Genomic DNA, 17,734 nt, shown 5'->3' with positions numbered 1-17,734 from the left:
TTATATCTGCACTCATAATCTAAAGATAAAGATTTTTTCGCATTACTAAAGTACTGCAATAAATTGCAGGGTTTTAAACCCGAATCTGAGACCAATAAAAAAATCTGCATCTTTCGATGCAGATTTATATAAATTTAAAGGAATTAATCTTAATTATTGGTTACCGAAAGCTTAACTTCAATATTAGATCTTGTTGCATTTGAATAAGGACAAATCTGATGCGCTTTTTCTGTTAACTCCTGAGCTTCTTCAATAGAAACTCCCGGAATATTCACATCCAGTTCTGCCGCGAGGCCAAAACCACCGTCTTCATTTTGCCCGATGCTCACTTGTGCAGTGACAGATGTTTCACCGGTTTCGATTTTAGATTTACTAATAATCAAATTCAGTGCACTGTCAAAACAAGCTGCATATCCTGCTGCGAAAAGCATTTCAGGATTGGTAAAATCATCATTGGCTCCGCCCAAAGCTTTGGGCATTCTTACCTCAAGATTCAAAATTCCGTTTTCACTTTTTACCTGTCCGTTTCTTCCGCCTTTTGCAGTAACGCTGGTCGTATACAATGTTTTCATTTTTATTTTTGAATTTTATTTAAAATTTTCTGAACAGTTTCTTTGAGTTCGAATAGATCTTCAGTTGTCAGATTAAGTTTTTCCTGCATTTTAACTGGAATTTTACACGCTTTTTGCTGTAGATTTCTTCCTGGATCCGCTAGAAAAACTTCAACCACTCTTTCGTCTTCTTTTTTTCTTTTTCTGACAATAAACCCCTTAGCTTCAAGTCTTTTCAGAAGTGGTGTTAAAGTTCCACTGTCGAGATACAGTTTTTCGCCAATCTGATTGACCGTCAAGCGATCCTCCTCCCAAAGCACCATCATCACAAGATACTGTGAATAGGTAATATCAAGTTCATCGAGAAATGGCCGATACAAACCGATAATTTCCTTTGAGATAACGTAAAGAGGAAAACAAAGCTGGTTTCCCAATTGGAGCTGCTGGTGATTTTCCATAATCTAATGACAAAAACTAAAGTAAAATTATTTTCTGATGATAAATTCCTCCATAGGAATTCTTACTTTCTTCATTTTAGAGAGCCAGTCGTTTTCAGCATCCCTGTAACCTAGATATAAAAGCGTAACACTTTTTAAACCTAATTCCTTAAGATCCAAAATCTCATCTACCGCTTCATTGCTGAAACCCTCAGCCGGAGTAGAATCAATTTTAAGTTCTGCTGCCTGAGCCATTGCCAAACCTAATGCAATATAGCTTTGTCTTGCTGTGTGCGCAAAATGCTGCTCGGAAGTCTGGGCTCCGTAGATTTGCTTGATCTGATCCGTATAACTGCTGAAACGGCCTCTTGGTAATTCCCTTACATCAGTGTGATGATCATAAACTTTATCGATTTTCTCATTAGAGTAACTGTCCCATGCTGCAAAAACCAATACATGAGAACAATCTCTCATCACTTCCGGGTTTAATGCTCCTTTAACCATTTTCTCTTTCAACTGCTGATTTTCTACAACAATCACGCGAAAAGGCTGCAGGCCAGATGAAGTCGGGGCTAATCTTGCAGCTTCCAAAATTTTATTTAAGTCTTCTTCTGATACTTTTTTTGCGGGATCATACGCTTTTACGGCATGCCTCCAGTTTAAATCTTCTATTAACGACATTATTTCTTATTTTAAATTAAAAATTCGAATCTTAAAATTGCAATACAAAGATACTAAACAATTAAATTGCGCGCAATTTAATTGTGAAAAATTATGATCCATTCTTTCTATTGAAGTATCTTTTGCATAAACCGCAAAAGATGCTGTATTTAGTATGCGTTCTCTCTTACGTTTTATGAATCAGGACTTAATATAATGCTCCCGGCTTTGGTCTTCCAAATCATAATAACGAACATACTCCAACTTATAGTAATCAAGTATAGTAGTTATTTCACAGGCATAAAGCATGATGTGTGAAATTCTTATCATTTTTAAATCCTCCAAAAATTCATAATGCAGGTTCGGACTTATTGCTTCAATATCTTCCCTGAGCCAGAACTCATCATATCTGTCTTTAAAGTTTACTTTGAAAAAATAGGTATAAACGCTCCTCTCCATGATGCTATCGACCTGTTACCTGCAAATATTTTGTCAATGCAATTTTATAATGGCTTTTGGCTTCGATAAGCTTATCCTGTGTCTCAGTCTTTAAAACCTGCGCTTCCAGCAGATCAGACAGCTGAAGCATACCATTATTATAGCTTTTCTGGTTTACAGCTAAATTTTCCTCTGTCTGCAGAAGTGTTGCCTGAATCAAATGTATTTTTTCATTTAATTCCATTACATCTGTCCATGCCTTTTCCATTTGCAGCAGCAATAATCCTTTGCTGTCCTCTAATGAGTTTTTAGTTATCGATTCCCGTAATTTAAGCTCCTGTAATTTATGCTTTGCGCCCCACCAGTCAGAAATAGGAACATTTAAAGACGCATAAGCCATTCCGTTACCGGCACCGCTCTGGTTACTTTCAAACTGATCCATATAATAAGCGGTTACCCCAACTCCAAGACTAGGCATATAGTCAGCTCTTTTCAGTTTTGTTTCCAGTTTTGACCCCTCAGCCGCTTTTTCAAAAAGCTGGTATTCTGCGCGCTTTGCCAATACCATATTATGCTCCACAAAATAATTGCCGGGTTCTGACAGATCTGCCAGACTGCTGCTCAGAATAATTTCAGGATCATAATCGGCTCCTATGGTCTGGCATAGCTGCATAAGAGCAAGTTTCCGTTCATTGGCAAGCTGTATTTTAATGACCTGAAGCTCCTGCTGTTTGATCGTTACTTTGAGAAGATCATTCTTAATAATCATACCGCTTTTAAAAGCGGCATTGACCTGCCTGTAAAGTGTATCCAAAAACTGGATATAACCTTCTAGTGTTTGTTGTTTTTCCTGCACAATTACAACCTGCCAGTACTGCTGCTCGGCTTTAAGAATGATTTCATTTGCTGTTAAATGCTGCTGTCTCTCTTTTACCTCTACATTCAGGCTTGCAAGATTATTAGCTGTTTTAATCTTTCCGCCGGCATAAACAGGCTGCAGCACATTTACATAACCTAACCCAACCTGATTAAAGAGCCCCATGTTAACATCGGGCATGTAAGCAAATTGGGCAGCACCGGCTAAATTGGCAGCATTACCATCGTATACCGGCAGGTTGCCCCCTTTCATTTTGATCTCCAAAAGAGGATCCAAAGCCTGCATCCCGATAGCCGATGCAGTAACTTTTGGAAAATAATTGGTAAACATCTCCTGCTTGGATTCCTTTGCCGCTTCAAGCTCAAGGGCACTGTTCTTTACTTTACTATTGTTTTTTACAGCCATGCTTTTAATCTGCTCCACTGTAAGCTGTGTCTGACTATATCCAAAATGCATCATTCCAAGGATCAGTACAAGTATTTGTAAGTTTTTCATTTTTCTTATTTATTTTTTTAAGCCCTTACCCTTAAATCTTCATTTTTATAAGTCATCCAATACAGCAGCGGCAGCATGGTAAGGATAAATACCATGGATATTATAGTCCCAAAAAATATTACCGTTCCCATTGGTCCCCAGAGTGGACTTTTACTGATAATCATTGGGATTACTCCCATTGAGGCGGCAAGTGATGTAAGCAGTATTGGCCTCATCCTTCTTTTACCTGCTTCCATACAGGCCTCAAGCACCGTCATCTTAGCGTGAATGCGCAGCTCTTCAATATAATCATACATGATAATCCCGTTTCTAACAATGATTCCTATCAGACTAACCAGCCCCAGAACCGCTGTCATGCTGAATTCCATATCCATCAGCCACAGGCCAAATGCTGCACCGAACAAACTAAATGATGTCGAGGCAAATACCAGAGAGGCAAGGCTTACCTTTCTAAAATGGAAAACCAGTATAAAGAAGATAATGGTAATCGAGATCAGAAGTCCTGCTGCTATTTTTGGAAGCTGGTCATTGGTATCCTCCTTAATCCCGCCATAGGAAACCGAAATATTCTTACTGTCAATTTCTTTTGACATATGCTCCACAATCTCTTCTACTTCAGATTGTGTCTTGTTGGCTTTATTTCCCCTCTTAAGGTCTATATACACCGAGAGGGTGCGTACTCCGTTTCTGCGCACAATCTGTCCCTCATTCCAGCCGTTTCTTACCCTGGCTACCTGCCTAAGGGGGACTGCTGGTGTAAAAAGACCTGAAATATATTCATTTTCAACATCTGAACCTTCAGGGTCTTTGCCCAGCCACTTTGATTTAAGAACTACAGGAACTTTATAATCCCCTTCCCAGACTGTTGTGATAGGAAGCCCTCCAAATCTTGAAGTAAGACCTATTCCTAATAGTCCCTCATTGATGCCTAATCGGTTAGATTCTACAGGATCTACGCTTATGGAAATATCCGGAAGTATCTCTTCATAATTGGTATAAATCCTTTGGGGCGCATCGAGTTTTTTGATCTCGGCCTGCAGTCTTGCCGCCACTGCTTTTAAATCTGAGATACTGTCACCGCTCAATCGTACCTCAATATCAGCATCTACACCAGCCTGATAATCCAGCTGTTTGAATTTAATATAGGCATTCGGATAACGTCTGGCGTATTTTTCAGAGTATTCGTCCAGCAGGGCAATTGTAGCTTCGCTAGACACCGTATTTACAATGAACTGTGCAAAATTTGATCCTCCGATTTTTGGTGCATAAGTGGTATGAAACCTTGGCGACCCTGTACCCATAAAAGTGGTTATAGAGACAATACGCTTGTCTTTCGAGAGCACTTGGGCCATATCTTTTGCCACCTTTTCTGTCTGGGCAAGCGCACTTGCCTGAGGCAGGAATATTTCTACTGCAAATTGATTCCTGTCTGCTGTGGGTAATATTTTCAAAGGCAGATTAACAAACATTGCAAGCCCTGTTGCAACGAAAATAAGACCGGTGACAAAAGTGATTTTTGGAAACAGGAAAACTTTTTTAAGCACCGCATCATAGAAAGACTGCACATAATCCATAAAGGATTTATGGCGCTTTTTACCCGTTGGCGCGGAATGGATTCCTTTTTTGATGAAAAAGTACTGCAGAAAAGGCACAAACAAAACGGCAATACCAAGGGATATGGATAAGGTGATTAATATAGTCCAGGGAAAAGCACTCAGGAAATCATACATCATCCCTGTAAAGGTGATTAGAAAAGGAAAAAATGTAATTCCGATGGCCAGCGTAGCAGAAAATATTGCTTTGAAATATTCACGGGCACTGTCAATGGCTGCTTTTTTTCTTTCAATCCCTTCATCCAGTTTCTCCAGATAGCTGTCCACAATAACTATTGAGTTATCTACAATCATTCCCAGCACGACAATAAGTGCCGCAAGGGTTACCGTATTGAGTTCAATTCCAACGGCAAACATGATTCCCAATGAGATAAATATGGTAATTGGAATCGTGGAAGCAGCGACCCCGGCCACACGTATGGGAAGAAAAACAACTGTCACCAGTATCACCGCTATAATTGCAATAATCAATTCCTCTAAAAATGAATGAATAGAAGCGTCTACAACTTGCGGCTGATCTGCAATTCGGTAAATTTTCACATCAGAAGGGAGTGTTTTCTCAAAAGACTTCAATACCTTCTCTACATCTTTACCGTATTGTACAATGTTATAGCCCGGGCGCATTTCAGTTGAAAGAACAAGGCACTTTTTACCGTTACTTATCGTATAGCTCGATGCTTTAGGGTATTCGCGCACCACTTCGGCTACATCTTTAAGCCGTATATGATTCCCCTGGGGATCAGAATAAATAATCTGCTCTTCCAAATCACGCTCCGATGAAAACGGCCGGGTGATATGAATAGGCACTACCATTTGATCATTGTCAATTACACCCGACGGACCGATCATTCCCTTTGTTAAAAGTGTCTGGTAAAGGCTGTAAAGATTGATGCTGTAACTGGCCACCTTTTCTTTGTCCACATAAATGCTCAACTGCTCGTTCTGAACCCCATACCGCCTTAGATTCGATACAGACTCCACCGATCTTAATTTATTTTCCAAAGACTCAAGATATTCTTTAAGCTGGCGGTAGGTTTTGGTATCGGATTCTAGTGCAATTAAAAGTGCCGAGGTATCACCAAAATCATCGTTGGCAATAACGGCAAGAACACCTGAGGGAAGCTGCATCTTGAAAGTCGAAAGACCATGTTTTATTTTGGACCATACTTCATCTTTATTGGCTACCTCGTCGTTTAGTTCGACAAAAATGTAAACCATTCCGTCTCTTGACTGGGAGTAGGTTTTTGACTTTTTTACTTCTTTATAAGTAAAAAGAAAGTTTTCAAGCGGTTTGGCAAGCTGCTCTTCAACCTCGGCAGATGTTGCCCCGGGATAAACTCCAACTACGACGCCCTGGCGTATTGTAAATACAGGGAACTCCTGCTTAGGCATCTTATACAGGGCAAACATGCCAAATAATACCAGCGTGATAATAAGCAGCAATACAATCTTATTGTATTTAATTGCTGCCGCTATAATTCCATTATTTTTATCCATTTGAAATTTTAATTAATCATTAGCTTTTACGATGGTTCCTTCACTGATGTTTTGATATCCGGCTGTGATTAAAAGATCCCCTTCCTGGAGACCATCGATTATCTTAACCCCGTTTTGGGAAAGACCGCCCAGCTTTACTTCCTTATAGACTGCTTTATTCTCTTTATTGATAAGCCAGACAAATCTTTTTCCTGAATAGTCTACCTGCACAGCAGTCATAGGCACAATAATGCTGTTCTTTGCTGCAGCGCTCCCCAGATAGGTTCGGCAAACCATTCCGGGAACAATTCTCCCTGAAGGATTCTTTACAAGCAGTTTTATATCATAAGTGTGGGAAACCGGATTGGCAGTAACGCCTTTCTCAACCAATTTACCTTCAAAAACGGCGTCTCCTAGAGCCGAAATAATAACCTTTGCATTGTTTCCCTGCTGCATATCTGAAATTTCACCCTCAGGTATTGCGGCCTTTATCTTGACGTTCTCAATATTGATAATGGTAAACACAGGACTTCCAGGCATCACATTAGCACCTGTTTCAACGAATTTTTTTCCAACAATGCCGCTTTGAGGGGCATAAATTGTGCACTGCTGCAGATTTTTTCTTGCGATTTCTTCGCTTGCCCGCGCTTGTTCTAATTTCGTTTTGACCTCCACAAATTGAATTTCCGGAAGACTTTTATCCTCATACATAGAAGAAAGACGTCTGTAAGAATCCTGAGCCTGTTTTAATGCCGCTGCAGCTAAATCATGAGCGTTTTTTTGAGTTGTAATATTAAGTCTGGCAAGCAGCTGGCCCTTTGCGACCTTTTGTCCTTCAGCAACATAGATCTGCTCTATTGTACCTGGGAGAATAAAACTGACATCTACTGTCTTATCACTTTCAACAGTACCAATATATTCCTGCAGGCTTGAATCAGTATCTGAACTAATGGTCTGAATTCTCACAGGGACAGCACCGTCAAGTTTTTGGCTGTTTTTTGAAGTACAGGAAAATATCAAGAAGATTGATAATATCCCTAAAAGCTGGAACGGAATAAATTTTAACTTGTTCATTTTCTCTTTAATTAGGTTTTTGTATGCAGCAAAGATCTCCAATTGTCAAACTTTAATAGAAATCAAATTTTCTTCAATAATGTTCAAAATGTCGCTTTTTTATATCTTTGGCCAATTAAAAAGATCAATACGCCATGAATAGAGAACATTACAGTAAAATTTCAATTGACCATTTTGCCAGGCAGCTGCATGTTGATGTACTAACCGATATCGACGGTTTTGTAATTTCAAGAAATTCCACCACGGTCGAAGAACATGCAATTGATTTCAATCATCCCCATATAGTAGAGGGTATAGCGTTGGTATTTTGTAAAGAAGGGACAGGTAAAATTCGAATAAACCTAATTGAATATGATGTACCTGAAAATACGCTGCTTCTGATCCTGCCCGAGAGTATTGTACAGATAAATGAACAAAGCAAAAATCTAAAAATAGAGTTCCTATTATTCACATTTGATTTCATTTCAAATATTCGACTTCCAATACCAGTGGGAAATATTGCTAAAATAGTGGAAGATAAAGCATGCTGGCAATTAGATTCCCAGCAGTTTAAAGAATTTCTATTAGTTCACCAATTAATAGTTAATCAGTATCAAAAACAGCTTTTATACAGAGAGCACATTATTAGAAACTTTTTGTCGGCACTTCTGCATCAGATATTACAGCTGTATGCAACCGAAAACAGCAGTTCTGCTTTAAAACATAAAAACCGCAAAGAAGAAATTCAAATGAAGTTTGCCGCCCTTCTTTATGAACATTATAAAACAGAAAGAAGTGTTCAGTTTTATGCTGAAAAACTACACTTAACACCAAAATATTTTTCAAAAATAATAATGGAAGTAAATGGAAAATCAGTTCTGGAATTGATCGACGAAATGGTAATTATGGCCGCAAAAGCGCTGTTAAAAAGTTCTGTCCTGACTGTATCACAGATTGCTGATGAGCTAAATTTTGCCAATCCTTCTTTCTTTGGAACTTACTTTAAAAAAAGAGTTCAGCTGACTCCCCTTCAGTACAGGGATCAGACATAGCAATAAATCAAACAATTATTTTGTTTAAAATCACTAAAACGTCAAACCTTAAGTTTATATCTTTGTTCTTGCAAATCAGTTAAATTCACTTATATAAAAATTAAGATCGTTATCAAAAAGCTATTGACTTACAATAGCTTAGAAAAACGTTACTTAGGAATTTGACAGGCCTTAAATGACAAAATATTTAAGAAAAATAGTAAAACCACTTAGACAATATTTTTAAAATGAGAATTCATATTTTCGGTGCATCAGGAAGCGGAGTAACAACGACCGGACTGCACTTGGCTAAAAAACTTAACGTACCATATTTTGATAGTGATAATTATTTTTGGAAAAAAACTAATCCGCCTTTTTTGGTCAGACATAACCCAATGGATAGAAATGCTAAAGTAAAGTCTGACTTAGATGATTTGCAAAATTGGATTTTAGGGGGTTCCATTTTTCAATGGGGCGATAATATTTTTCCGAACTTTGATCTGGTTATATTTTTATATATTCCAAGAGAAATTAGAATTGCCAGACTTAAAAAAAGAGAGTTTTAGAGATACGGAAACTCAATCTTTACAGACCCCGACAGAAAAAAACAATTTGAAAATTTTATTACTTGGGCGACAGACTATGACGATAGCACAGGAATTGCAAACAGAAATTTAAAAGCACACGAAAATTGGCTGGAAACTATCACCTTTCCAACTTTAAAAATAATTGGAGACTTTACGTCTGACCAACGAGTAGAACTCATTATAGAACGAATGCGAAAAGAAAAACTACTGCCAACAGCTACAACGCATTTGGGCAATTAGTTCAAATTTTTTATTTGGGATGATTTACTTCGTCTGTTCGCTTCGCTAGGGTGGCAAATCCGAATAATTAGTTTAATTTAGAAAAAAAAAGAAAAAAAGAAAAAACTGATTACCAGAATATTATACGTTATAAATAACGGCTTTGCTGGTGCTTACGTAATGCATAAATTTCCTACCCCTTGTTTACCATACAATTTTGAATTGTATAAAGTTATTTCAGGACAAGACAAGATATTAAAGTTTACTTGCAGCTTAGCCGTTATCAAACTACTTCACCTTCACAACGACTTTTCCTTTTGACCTTCCAGTTTCAACGTAAGACAATGCTTCATTGGTTTGCTCAAAGGGAAACACTTTATCAATAACAGGCTTAATAATTCCTGCTTCGATAAGCTTTGTGATTTCTCCTAATTGATTGCCTTCCGCTCTCATAAATAAGAACTTAAAAGACACATTTAATTTCTTTGCTTTTTTCCTGGCGCTGGAACTTAACAATTTTGTTACTAACTTTAAATACCAAGGCAAACCGATTTCTTGTGCAAACTCTGGTGTAGGCGGGCCTACTAACGAAATTAATTGACCACCTTTTTTCAAGATACCTAACGATTGTTCTAACACTATCTTTTCTCGGTTACTGTGCAATACTACATCATAGCCTTTGAGCAGATTAGAAAATTCTTGTGTTTTATAATCAATCACCAAATCTGCACCAAGACTTTTTACCAAATCAATATTTTTTGTACTTGTAGTTGTTGCAACATAAGCCCCCAAATGTTTCGCCAATTGAATGGCAAATGTACCAACACCACCCGAACCAGCTTGTATAAAAACTTTCTGCCCTTTTTTCACATTAGCAATTTCAACTAATGCCTGCCAGGCTGTTAAACCAACTAATGGAATAGAACCAGCCTCTTCCATTGATAGATTTTTTGGTTTTAAAGCTAAATCGCTTACATTGACAGCAATGTATTGCGCAAAAGTGCCTATTCTGTAATCGCCTACTCTTGAATAGACTTCATCACCAATTTTAAATTTCTTTACACCCGAGCCTACCTTAACGACAGTTCCAGCCATATCGTGTCCATTTATGATTGGGGTTTTATAAGGAAGAAACAGCTTGAATTCGCCCCGTTTTATCATTGAATCCAAGAGATTAACACCTGCTGCATGAATTTGAACCAGAACTTCATTTTCTTTTGCAATTGGTTCTGCTGCTTGGGTAAGTCGCAGTTTTTCTTTTTTACTGTATTTTTCTACTATAAATGCTTTCATTATAATCTGATTTTTATTTAGTCAAAAATGGTATTGCTTTTTCAAGGAATTCTTCATGGTATTGAAAAATGCCGCCATGCCCTGAATTTGGATAAATTATTACTTCTTCAGCATTAGGAAAACGCTTTGCCAAATCATACGAGTTAGGCGTTGGCACCATTCTGTCATTATCACCATTAACTACCAATACAGGATGTCTGAAAGCACTCAAATCGGCCGGATTATCATTTCCCCATAATTTAATAGCTTTAAGTTGTTTACCCAACACACTTAATTTTACTTTCTTGTCACGGTTTTCAGTTCTTTCCTTCAGACGTTTTAGAAAATCTCGGGCTGCTTGTTTGCCTGTTTTGTTCTGAGTAAAAAACAGATAGAATTTAGGATCTCGGAATGTGAAGAGACCTTTGAGAATATCCTTGTAGGTTAAACCGGCAACATCACTGATACCTTGCCCGCCTCTTGGCCCTGTGCCTGCAAGAATAATTTTGCGGGCTAGAGCAGGCTCTTGCAAGAGTAATTCCTGGGTAATAAAACCACCCATCGAAAATGCCACAATATCCACTTGTTTGTATCCCAGGGCATGAATAAAGCCAATGGCATCTGTTGCCATATCGGCAATACTTGTTCCCTGCTCACCTGTAGTTGCACCAACGCCACGATAATCAAAAGAAATAATATGGCGCTCTGCCGCAATGGCATCCATAATTCTTGGGTCGCAATTATCAAGGTTTGCTGTTAAGTGATTAAAATATATAACAGGAATGCCTCCTTCCTTGCCATACGACCGGTAAGCAAATTTTATTCCGTTAGCTTCAATAAACCGGGTGGGTACCGTAGCATAAGTGTAGTTTACACTTTGTGAGTCTGATGCAGCCATAATTTCATAATTATTTGATTGTGAAATATTTGATTGAGAAAATAGATTACTAATATAACCTATTAACATACAAAATGCAATGAAATATTTTTTCATTTTATTCCGTAATAGTATTATTAATGAAAGTATTAATATAGGCAGTAGTCAATTCTGGATATTGATAATGCGGGGCATGACCGGCAGCATTAAAAATAATGTGCTGCAAAGTTGGTGCTTTCTTCAATAATGGAAACCAGTTTTCTACTGCAAACGAAATGTCATTGTCACCTGAAATTGCCAATACAGGAGTCTGCAGTGTTTGATAGCCTTCCCTAAAATTATCTTTGTCTTCTGTCAATTGTGCTGTTGGTGCAAAATAGCGCTGGAGTGTTTCAGGCTTAACAGGTACCTTTGATTCGTCATATCTTTGAGCAATACGTTGTAAAGATGCGATTCCGGCTGCACTGCTTTTTTCTGATGTTGGCTCGAAAAACAAGGTAATAATATCTTCGGGAGTATAGGTAGGCTGCAATGCTTTTTCTAAAAATAATGGTGAAAGAGGGGCGTCGTTTTTTCCCATTGGATTGCTGCCAATTACAATGGTCCCTAAAACTCTTGTTGGATAAAGGAACGTAGCGTATTGGGCTATCAAACCACCATAGGACCAGCCTCCGACAAAATAGTTATCGAAATTTAGGTAATCTGCTATTTTTGTAACCTCTGTTGCTACTTGGTGTAAATCAATTGGCAGTTCGCCTTCCGAATACCCGATACCTGAATAGTCAAAAGTAACTACGGTATTTTTTTCTGCCAGTAAATCCAGAAAAAGAGGATCCCAGGTATCGAGAGTGCCTCTAAAACGGTTGGCTAATATCAGCGGTGTACCGTTACCAATTTTACGGTAAGCGATTTGCTTGTTGTCAATAACGGCGTATTGCGTTTCTGTTGTTAATGCGTTGTTTGTCATTTTATTTATTTTATGGTTTTTAAATACCCTTTTCTCATTTCGTCTGTACCTTCTTTAACATCTGCAAAAATGGTTGTCTGTGTTTTTAAGCCGCAAAATTCAAAAATACCTTGCTCAATAATTCGCAATTGTGCTTTGTTCATTCCCGTTCCCTCATAGACTGCCGCCGGTGTGTTTGTACTGATATATACTTGCGCAGTTTTATTTACCAGCAAGCCCACGGGGCCGTTTTCTGTAAAATTGAATGCGTAGCCATGCAGGAAAACTCTATCTATAAAGCCTTTCAAGATAGCTGGCATCTGTGCCCACCACATAGGATAAACAATGGTTAAATGGTCGGCCCATGTAATTAGCTCTTGATATTTTTTAGTGTCTTCAGGAATTATACCGCCCATAAGCAGATACTCAACATCGGGCATATCTAGAATAGGGTTGAATTTTTCTGCATACAAATCAATAATTTTGACTTCCTCGCCTCTGGCGATCGCTTTTTTTTCTACTTCATCTACAATTGCTTTTGTAAAGCTGGCTGGATTCAAATGTGTGTAAATAATAAGATTTTTCATTTTTTATTTATTTTAATTATTAATTATTTCTTTGATCAATTTATTCTTAATGGTAATGTTCAATTAGGCATAGGTACCCTTGTTCCGATATGCATCCAAACGATATTTCCGAATTCGGTTTTATGGTGTTCTTTTAAAATTGTTCCGGATAAAATATGGCTTCATCGCTAAGGTCAAAAGTGCCATATTGGACAGGAATCCATTTTTTGATTTGAGGTCTTTAAATGCTTTAAAGCATAATCGAGGCCAGTATGTAGGTTTATATCATCGCGGTAAACTTTATGATAAACTTGAATTTTTCAAATTTGCAATCGCGCTGATAATTTATTTTTCTATTGTATTTAATTGCTTAGCTGCAAAGAATAAAACTATTACATTAAAAATTTCAGTAAGCAATAGCGGTATCAATTCGTTTATCCAGCCATCCAAAATTATGCTGACAATTCTGGAGGATAGAATTACAGAAATAATCAATAAGGATGCTTGAAACCAAGTTTTGTTTTTAGTAATTAAGCCCAAAATCATAATTAATCCAATACTTAGTAGCGTACCGCCAACATCACCTCTGAATGTGCTGTAAGTCAAGATGCCTGTTGGATTAATGCCAAATTTTTCAAAAGTATTTGCAGGTGCAAATACGCTTGCGGCCCCCATTACAAGCAGCGGAATAAGCCCAATTATGACGAAAAAATTTATCGCTTTTTTCATTTTTTTTTAGTGAAATAATAATTATTACCTTGTTTATCTTATGTAATTACTGTTTTTATTCCAATTACATTTATGCGTTATTCAATTGTTTCAAAACTGTCTTTTCTAACATGCCATAAGCAAAGAGTTGTAAAGTAACTAACACAGACAAACCTTTGCCTACCAGATTTCTAAATTTAGGTTTATCTGTTTCAACTACTTTTAGCACTTTGTCAGCAACCAGTTTAGCGTCTTCACCTTGTTTTACAATAAAATCTGCGTATCTTTCCGTTTTTGCTCTTAAAGAATTGTAATCTTCAATTTTGTTTATGGAAGTAGATGCATTTTCCATAATATTTGTTTTGAAAGAACCCGGTTCAATCATAGCCACACTAATATTAAACTCGGTTAATTCATAACGCAGGGATTTGTAATAGCCCTCCAAAGCATGTTTGGATGCCGCATAATATGAGGTACTTGGAAATGCCACAAGCCCAACGATAGAACCAACGGTAATGATTTTGCCCGATTTTTGTTTTCTAAAATGAGGCAAAATGGCATTGGTAACTTTTATAGTTCCCCAAAAATTAGTTTCAAATTGCTTTCTCCCTAACTCAATCGGAATCTCTTCAGCAAGACCATTTACCAAAAATCCAGCATTATTTATAAGAATATCCAGCTGACCTATTTCATTAAAAATTCTTTCTGGTAAAGTGTTTATTGATTGGTCTGAATCAAGATCTAATCCGATTACTTTGAATGGTACTTTTGACTGAATTTTTTGGGGATTTCGACTTGTCCCAATTACGTTGTAACCTTTTCTGTGAAGTTCTTTTGCTATAAGTAAACCAAAGCCGGAAGAAGCTCCTGTTATTAAAATATTCTTACTCATTTTTATTTGTTTTAAAATTTATATTGTAATTTTGCTTGCATATTGCAAGTGCAAATATATAAACAACTTTCAAAATGAAAGTTGAATTTTAAAATATTTTTAATTTATTTTATGGAAACAAGTAAAAAAAGGTCAGAATGCCCATTGAGCTGCTCATTGGATGTATTTGGAGACAAATGGTCCTTACTCATTATCAGGGATCTCATATTTTATAAAAAAGGCACCTACAATGACTTTTTAAAATCGGATGAAGGTATTGCCACAAATATTTTAGCATCGAGGCTAAAGGCATTGGAAGAAAACGGCATTATTGAGAAATTAGCACACCCCGAGAGCAAGTCAAAAATTTTGTACAGATTGAGTAAAAAAGGAATCGATTTATTACCTATAATCGTGGAAATTTACATTTGGTCGGACAAGTATTTTTCAATGCCATTAGAGATAAAGCAGATCATTAAAGAGGCCAAAAAAGACAAAGATAAATTTGTCAAACAGATAACAAAAGAGCTGAAATCACAATAATTAGGGAAAAATCATCAACCAAAAGACAAGAGATACAAAAACTGACGGCGGACGGCTACCTTTTTAATTACGTCCCCAAAGACCACCAGAAGTCTCCAAACAAGAACGGTATCATTAAACAATTGAAAGGCTACGCAGAATGATAAATCCGGCCATTAAATTAGATGGTCAAAAATTCCTTTTCCAGCTTTAAAAAGCATTTCGATAAGGTAGAAAGGGAATGCCTTACCGCCAAAGAACTTGCTACCTTGTCAAACAAAGAAATAAATATGGGACACCTCAGACATGTACGTGATTTGTTCCTGTTCAGCTGCTACACAAGGCTAGCCTATATTGATCTAGCTGAACTTTAACCAAACAAAATTGTTACGGGTACAGACGGAGAGCTTTGGATATCTACAAGCACGGCGAAGAATGATGCAGATGTCCGCGTACCGCTATTGCCAAAGGCAACAGAATTAATCAAAAGGCACAAAATAACAGTACGCTCTTTTCTGTAATTTCCAACCAACCCATGAAAGGCTATATTAAAGAAATTGCAGACATCTGCGGAATAACCAAAACGAACCTTTCATATATGCATAATCTCAAGTAACGGATGTCTACATAATTTTGGGGCATTAGAACTATAAGAACAAAAGGCAGCTATTAATAGCCGCCTTTTAATTGCTAATATGAATTAAGCTCGAACTACTAATATATTTTTGATTTGCAATAATCTCTCCCTTAAAAGCTATTATTATTTTTTAAAGTAAAATAGAGCCATAGCCGGCCAAAGATGTACTCTTTTATTTTTCAGTGTTCCTGTGTCTTTACTTTGTGATGGCATAAAACCCAACAAAATTGTAGCCTTGGGCTGTATTGTTAATTTAAAAGTAAGAATTATGAATATAGATCTGATTACCAGGGATGACCTTGATAAATTCAAAAAGGAACTGTTGGAAGAAATTCGGAGATATCAGCAGTATCCCCGCAAACCGGGCCAGGAAGCACGAGTATGGCTCAAAAGTTATGAAGTGCGCAAACTTTTAAACATTTCAGCTGGAACCCTTCAAAACCTTAGGATAAACGGCACCCTTCCCTATAACAAGATTGGCGGGCTTATGTATTATCGCTATGATGACATTCAGAAACTGATGGATGGAGCTGGTAATTCAAAATAGAATTAGCAGAAGATAGACTTAAAAACTAAGTATTTCAATTACAGTAAAAATATAAAATGGATCGTTTTTTACAAATTTAGGATCGTTTTTCACATCAATCCTTCGATATTCTTGTTATAATTTAGCATTGTAAAACACTCATATAGTGAATATTAATAAATCCTAAGCCAGGTTGTATTAAGATCGTTTACTATTTCTTCAAAGGAAATGATAAAACACTGTAAGAGTTAAAATCTGCGGCATGAGAATATCAGTATCATTTAAAAACACAATAGTCTATATAATTTGTTTGCTCTATGCCTTCCTGTTTGTGTATGCGGCTGTAAGTAAACTATTGGATTTTGAAAATTTCCGAACCCAACTTGGACAATCTCCTATGTTGAGTGTATATGCTGGAATCATTTCTATACTTGTACCTGGAATTGAAATTGCTATAGCACTAGCTTTACTTTACCAGCGTATTCGGTTTTGGGCCATACTTGGAGCGTTTACTTTGATGGTCATGTTTACCACATACATAATCATTATATTGAATTTTAGCTCTTTTGTTCCCTGTTCCTGCGGAGGTGTCTTGGAAAAAATGGGATGGACAGAACATTTAGTATTTAATATTTGTTTTATAATCATTGCACTTGCAGGTATATTCCTTGAAAGAGAAAATGTACACAATAAAAAGCCTAAAAAATACAACAGTCCTATTACAATTTTACTTAGTTGTTTTATTGGAGGTGTTTCTGCAGTCTCTCTTTTATACTTGTTATCTGAAAATGAAATACATAGAAACAATAACTTTTTAAGAAGGTATCCTCCACATCCCGTAACTACAATAAAAGGATTAAACATTAAATACAACTCCTATTATATTGCAGGCGTAGATAAGGATCGTATCTATCTTGGTAATACTACAGCTCCATCCCATGTTTTTAGTATCGATACTACACTTAATAACCCGGAGACGATAAATATACAATTAGACAATAAAAATAATACTACGTTCTATGCACCTCAAATCAGAATTCACACACCATACTTCTTTTTAGTTGACGGTAATGTGCCTGCAATTTTTAAAGGAAGCCTGTCAGATTGGAAAGCCAAAAAATACTGGCAGGGCAATCATACATTTTCACAGTTTGAAATTATTTCCCCCTCAAGATTTATTTTGAGATAAAGCTTTGGAACGAAAAGCAATTTTATTAAAAATTCAAAGAAAGTCGAATTCTAAAAGAATAGATACTTTAGAACAAAAAAAGGAAAAAATAAACTACCTCGGGGCAGAGCCACCGAGGTATTAGAACAACGAGAGCTGTTGAGAATGTAATTTCTTGTATTCTTTCTCTTTACCTTGTGATTT

At 36.9% G+C, this 17,734-nt stretch carries 18 protein-coding genes and 1 pseudogene; 6 read left to right on the top strand and 13 right to left on the bottom strand.

The genetic code is table 11. The features are described from left to right. Nucleotides 1-149: 149 nt before the first annotated feature. The 7 genes from FLACHUCJ7_RS01705 to FLACHUCJ7_RS01675 all read right to left on the bottom strand — a co-directional run bounded on the left by FLACHUCJ7_RS01705 (nt 150) and on the right by FLACHUCJ7_RS01675 (nt 7,621). Complete coding sequence (locus tag FLACHUCJ7_RS01705; RefSeq protein WP_180907705.1) at nt 150-572, bottom strand: organic hydroperoxide resistance protein; 423 nt, start codon at nt 570-572, stop codon at nt 150-152. Between the two features lie 2 nt (nt 573-574). After that, the gene (locus FLACHUCJ7_RS01700; protein WP_180907704.1) at nt 575-1,009 is read right to left on the bottom strand and encodes a MarR family winged helix-turn-helix transcriptional regulator; all 435 of its coding nucleotides are present in this window, start codon (nt 1,007-1,009) and stop codon (nt 575-577) included. A 27-nt stretch (nt 1,010-1,036) separates the two neighbouring features. After that, complete coding sequence (locus FLACHUCJ7_RS01695) at nt 1,037-1,669, bottom strand: NAD(P)H-dependent oxidoreductase (RefSeq protein WP_180907703.1); 633 nt, start codon at nt 1,667-1,669, stop codon at nt 1,037-1,039. A gap of 180 nt (nt 1,670-1,849) precedes the next feature. After that, nucleotides 1,850-2,107 (bottom strand): hypothetical protein, encoded by a 258-nt coding sequence (locus FLACHUCJ7_RS01690; RefSeq protein ID WP_180907702.1) that lies wholly within the window; start codon nt 2,105-2,107, stop codon nt 1,850-1,852. Between the two features lie 4 nt (nt 2,108-2,111). Then, entirely contained in the window at nt 2,112-3,458 is a 1,347-nt protein-coding gene (locus tag FLACHUCJ7_RS01685; RefSeq protein ID WP_180907701.1) for a TolC family protein, read from the bottom strand. 17 nt (nt 3,459-3,475) lie between these two features. After that, nucleotides 3,476-6,568, bottom strand: a complete 3,093-nt coding sequence (locus FLACHUCJ7_RS01680; RefSeq protein ID WP_180907700.1) for an efflux RND transporter permease subunit — start codon at nt 6,566-6,568, stop codon at nt 3,476-3,478. 12 nt (nt 6,569-6,580) lie between these two features. Beyond that, on the bottom strand, nt 6,581-7,621 hold the full coding sequence (locus tag FLACHUCJ7_RS01675) for an efflux RND transporter periplasmic adaptor subunit (RefSeq protein WP_180907699.1): 1,041 nt from the start codon (nt 7,619-7,621) through the stop codon (nt 6,581-6,583). Nucleotides 7,622-7,755: 134 nt separating this feature from the next. Between FLACHUCJ7_RS01675 and FLACHUCJ7_RS01670 the strand changes: the two genes are divergently transcribed. Both FLACHUCJ7_RS01670 and FLACHUCJ7_RS25260 read left to right on the top strand, forming a co-directional pair. Then, nucleotides 7,756-8,652 (top strand): helix-turn-helix domain-containing protein, encoded by an 897-nt coding sequence (locus FLACHUCJ7_RS01670; RefSeq protein ID WP_180907698.1) that lies wholly within the window; start codon nt 7,756-7,758, stop codon nt 8,650-8,652. 227 nt (nt 8,653-8,879) lie between these two features. Next, the gene (locus FLACHUCJ7_RS25260) at nt 8,880-9,197 is read left to right on the top strand and encodes a shikimate kinase (RefSeq protein ID WP_230408777.1); all 318 of its coding nucleotides are present in this window, start codon (nt 8,880-8,882) and stop codon (nt 9,195-9,197) included. 528 nt (nt 9,198-9,725) lie between these two features. Here the strand turns inward: FLACHUCJ7_RS25260 and FLACHUCJ7_RS01660 are convergent. The 6 genes from FLACHUCJ7_RS01660 to FLACHUCJ7_RS01635 form a co-directional block, all read right to left on the bottom strand. After that, nucleotides 9,726-10,730, bottom strand: coding sequence for an NADP-dependent oxidoreductase (locus FLACHUCJ7_RS01660; RefSeq protein WP_180907697.1), 1,005 nt, complete (start codon nt 10,728-10,730; stop codon nt 9,726-9,728). 13 nt (nt 10,731-10,743) lie between these two features. Next, the gene (locus FLACHUCJ7_RS01655; protein WP_180907696.1) at nt 10,744-11,607 is read right to left on the bottom strand and encodes an alpha/beta fold hydrolase; all 864 of its coding nucleotides are present in this window, start codon (nt 11,605-11,607) and stop codon (nt 10,744-10,746) included. Nucleotides 11,608-11,704: 97 nt separating this feature from the next. Then, complete coding sequence (locus FLACHUCJ7_RS01650; protein WP_180907695.1) at nt 11,705-12,553, bottom strand: alpha/beta fold hydrolase; 849 nt, start codon at nt 12,551-12,553, stop codon at nt 11,705-11,707. A 5-nt stretch (nt 12,554-12,558) separates the two neighbouring features. Continuing rightward, the gene (locus FLACHUCJ7_RS01645; RefSeq protein ID WP_180907694.1) at nt 12,559-13,119 is read right to left on the bottom strand and encodes an NAD(P)H-dependent oxidoreductase; all 561 of its coding nucleotides are present in this window, start codon (nt 13,117-13,119) and stop codon (nt 12,559-12,561) included. A gap of 324 nt (nt 13,120-13,443) precedes the next feature. After that, nucleotides 13,444-13,827 (bottom strand): DUF4345 family protein, encoded by a 384-nt coding sequence (locus FLACHUCJ7_RS01640; protein WP_180907693.1) that lies wholly within the window; start codon nt 13,825-13,827, stop codon nt 13,444-13,446. Between the two features lie 70 nt (nt 13,828-13,897). Next, nucleotides 13,898-14,698 (bottom strand): SDR family oxidoreductase, encoded by an 801-nt coding sequence (locus tag FLACHUCJ7_RS01635; protein WP_180907692.1) that lies wholly within the window; start codon nt 14,696-14,698, stop codon nt 13,898-13,900. Between the two features lie 111 nt (nt 14,699-14,809). Here FLACHUCJ7_RS01635 and FLACHUCJ7_RS01630 point away from each other — a divergent pair, with 111 nt between their 5' ends. The 4 genes and pseudogenes from FLACHUCJ7_RS01630 to FLACHUCJ7_RS25680 form a co-directional block, all read left to right on the top strand. Next, nucleotides 14,810-15,220, top strand: a complete 411-nt coding sequence (locus FLACHUCJ7_RS01630; protein ID WP_180907691.1) for a winged helix-turn-helix transcriptional regulator — start codon at nt 14,810-14,812, stop codon at nt 15,218-15,220. 884 nt (nt 15,221-16,104) lie between these two features. Next, nucleotides 16,105-16,383, top strand: coding sequence for a helix-turn-helix domain-containing protein (locus FLACHUCJ7_RS01625; RefSeq protein ID WP_180907690.1), 279 nt, complete (start codon nt 16,105-16,107; stop codon nt 16,381-16,383). 241 nt (nt 16,384-16,624) lie between these two features. Further along, nucleotides 16,625-17,551 (top strand): MauE/DoxX family redox-associated membrane protein, encoded by a 927-nt coding sequence (locus tag FLACHUCJ7_RS01620; protein WP_180907689.1) that lies wholly within the window; start codon nt 16,625-16,627, stop codon nt 17,549-17,551. After that, nucleotides 17,547-17,642: pseudogene (locus FLACHUCJ7_RS25680) on the top strand (IS982 family transposase); the annotation flags it as partial. The gene FLACHUCJ7_RS01620 and the pseudogene FLACHUCJ7_RS25680, both read left to right, overlap by 5 nt. Between the last annotated feature and the right edge of the window lie 92 nt (nt 17,643-17,734).

The organism is Flavobacterium salmonis, from assembly GCF_903819435.1.
Taxonomy (GTDB): Bacteria; Bacteroidota; Bacteroidia; order Flavobacteriales; family Flavobacteriaceae; genus Flavobacterium; species Flavobacterium chungangense.
The sequence above is the reverse complement of the archived record's forward strand: the minus strand, read 5'-3'. Positions and strand labels throughout refer to the sequence as shown.

Bases quoted from the DNA above. Each gene is read 5' to 3' on its own strand.
- FLACHUCJ7_RS01705 (WP_180907705.1), bottom strand. From the start codon at position 572: ATGAAAACATTGTATACGACCAGCGTTACTGCAAAAGGCGGAAGAAAC.
- FLACHUCJ7_RS01700 (WP_180907704.1), bottom strand. From the start codon at position 1,009: ATGGAAAATCACCAGCAGCTCCAATTGGGAAACCAGCTTTGTTTTCCT.
- FLACHUCJ7_RS01695 (WP_180907703.1), bottom strand. From the start codon at position 1,669: ATGTCGTTAATAGAAGATTTAAACTGGAGGCATGCCGTAAAAGCGTAT.
- FLACHUCJ7_RS01690 (WP_180907702.1), bottom strand. From the start codon at position 2,107: ATGGAGAGGAGCGTTTATACCTATTTTTTCAAAGTAAACTTTAAAGAC.
- FLACHUCJ7_RS01685 (WP_180907701.1), bottom strand. From the start codon at position 3,458: ATGAAAAACTTACAAATACTTGTACTGATCCTTGGAATGATGCATTTT.
- FLACHUCJ7_RS01680 (WP_180907700.1), bottom strand. From the start codon at position 6,568: ATGGATAAAAATAATGGAATTATAGCGGCAGCAATTAAATACAATAAG.
- FLACHUCJ7_RS01675 (WP_180907699.1), bottom strand. From the start codon at position 7,621: ATGAACAAGTTAAAATTTATTCCGTTCCAGCTTTTAGGGATATTATCA.
- FLACHUCJ7_RS01670 (WP_180907698.1), top strand. From the start codon at position 7,756: ATGAATAGAGAACATTACAGTAAAATTTCAATTGACCATTTTGCCAGG.
- FLACHUCJ7_RS25260 (WP_230408777.1), top strand. From the start codon at position 8,880: ATGAGAATTCATATTTTCGGTGCATCAGGAAGCGGAGTAACAACGACC.
- FLACHUCJ7_RS01660 (WP_180907697.1), bottom strand. From the start codon at position 10,730: ATGAAAGCATTTATAGTAGAAAAATACAGTAAAAAAGAAAAACTGCGA.
- FLACHUCJ7_RS01655 (WP_180907696.1), bottom strand. From the start codon at position 11,607: ATGGCTGCATCAGACTCACAAAGTGTAAACTACACTTATGCTACGGTA.
- FLACHUCJ7_RS01650 (WP_180907695.1), bottom strand. From the start codon at position 12,553: ATGACAAACAACGCATTAACAACAGAAACGCAATACGCCGTTATTGAC.
- FLACHUCJ7_RS01645 (WP_180907694.1), bottom strand. From the start codon at position 13,119: ATGAAAAATCTTATTATTTACACACATTTGAATCCAGCCAGCTTTACA.
- FLACHUCJ7_RS01640 (WP_180907693.1), bottom strand. From the start codon at position 13,827: ATGAAAAAAGCGATAAATTTTTTCGTCATAATTGGGCTTATTCCGCTG.
- FLACHUCJ7_RS01635 (WP_180907692.1), bottom strand. From the start codon at position 14,698: ATGAGTAAGAATATTTTAATAACAGGAGCTTCTTCCGGCTTTGGTTTA.
- FLACHUCJ7_RS01630 (WP_180907691.1), top strand. From the start codon at position 14,810: ATGGAAACAAGTAAAAAAAGGTCAGAATGCCCATTGAGCTGCTCATTG.
- FLACHUCJ7_RS01625 (WP_180907690.1), top strand. From the start codon at position 16,105: ATGAATATAGATCTGATTACCAGGGATGACCTTGATAAATTCAAAAAG.
- FLACHUCJ7_RS01620 (WP_180907689.1), top strand. From the start codon at position 16,625: ATGAGAATATCAGTATCATTTAAAAACACAATAGTCTATATAATTTGT.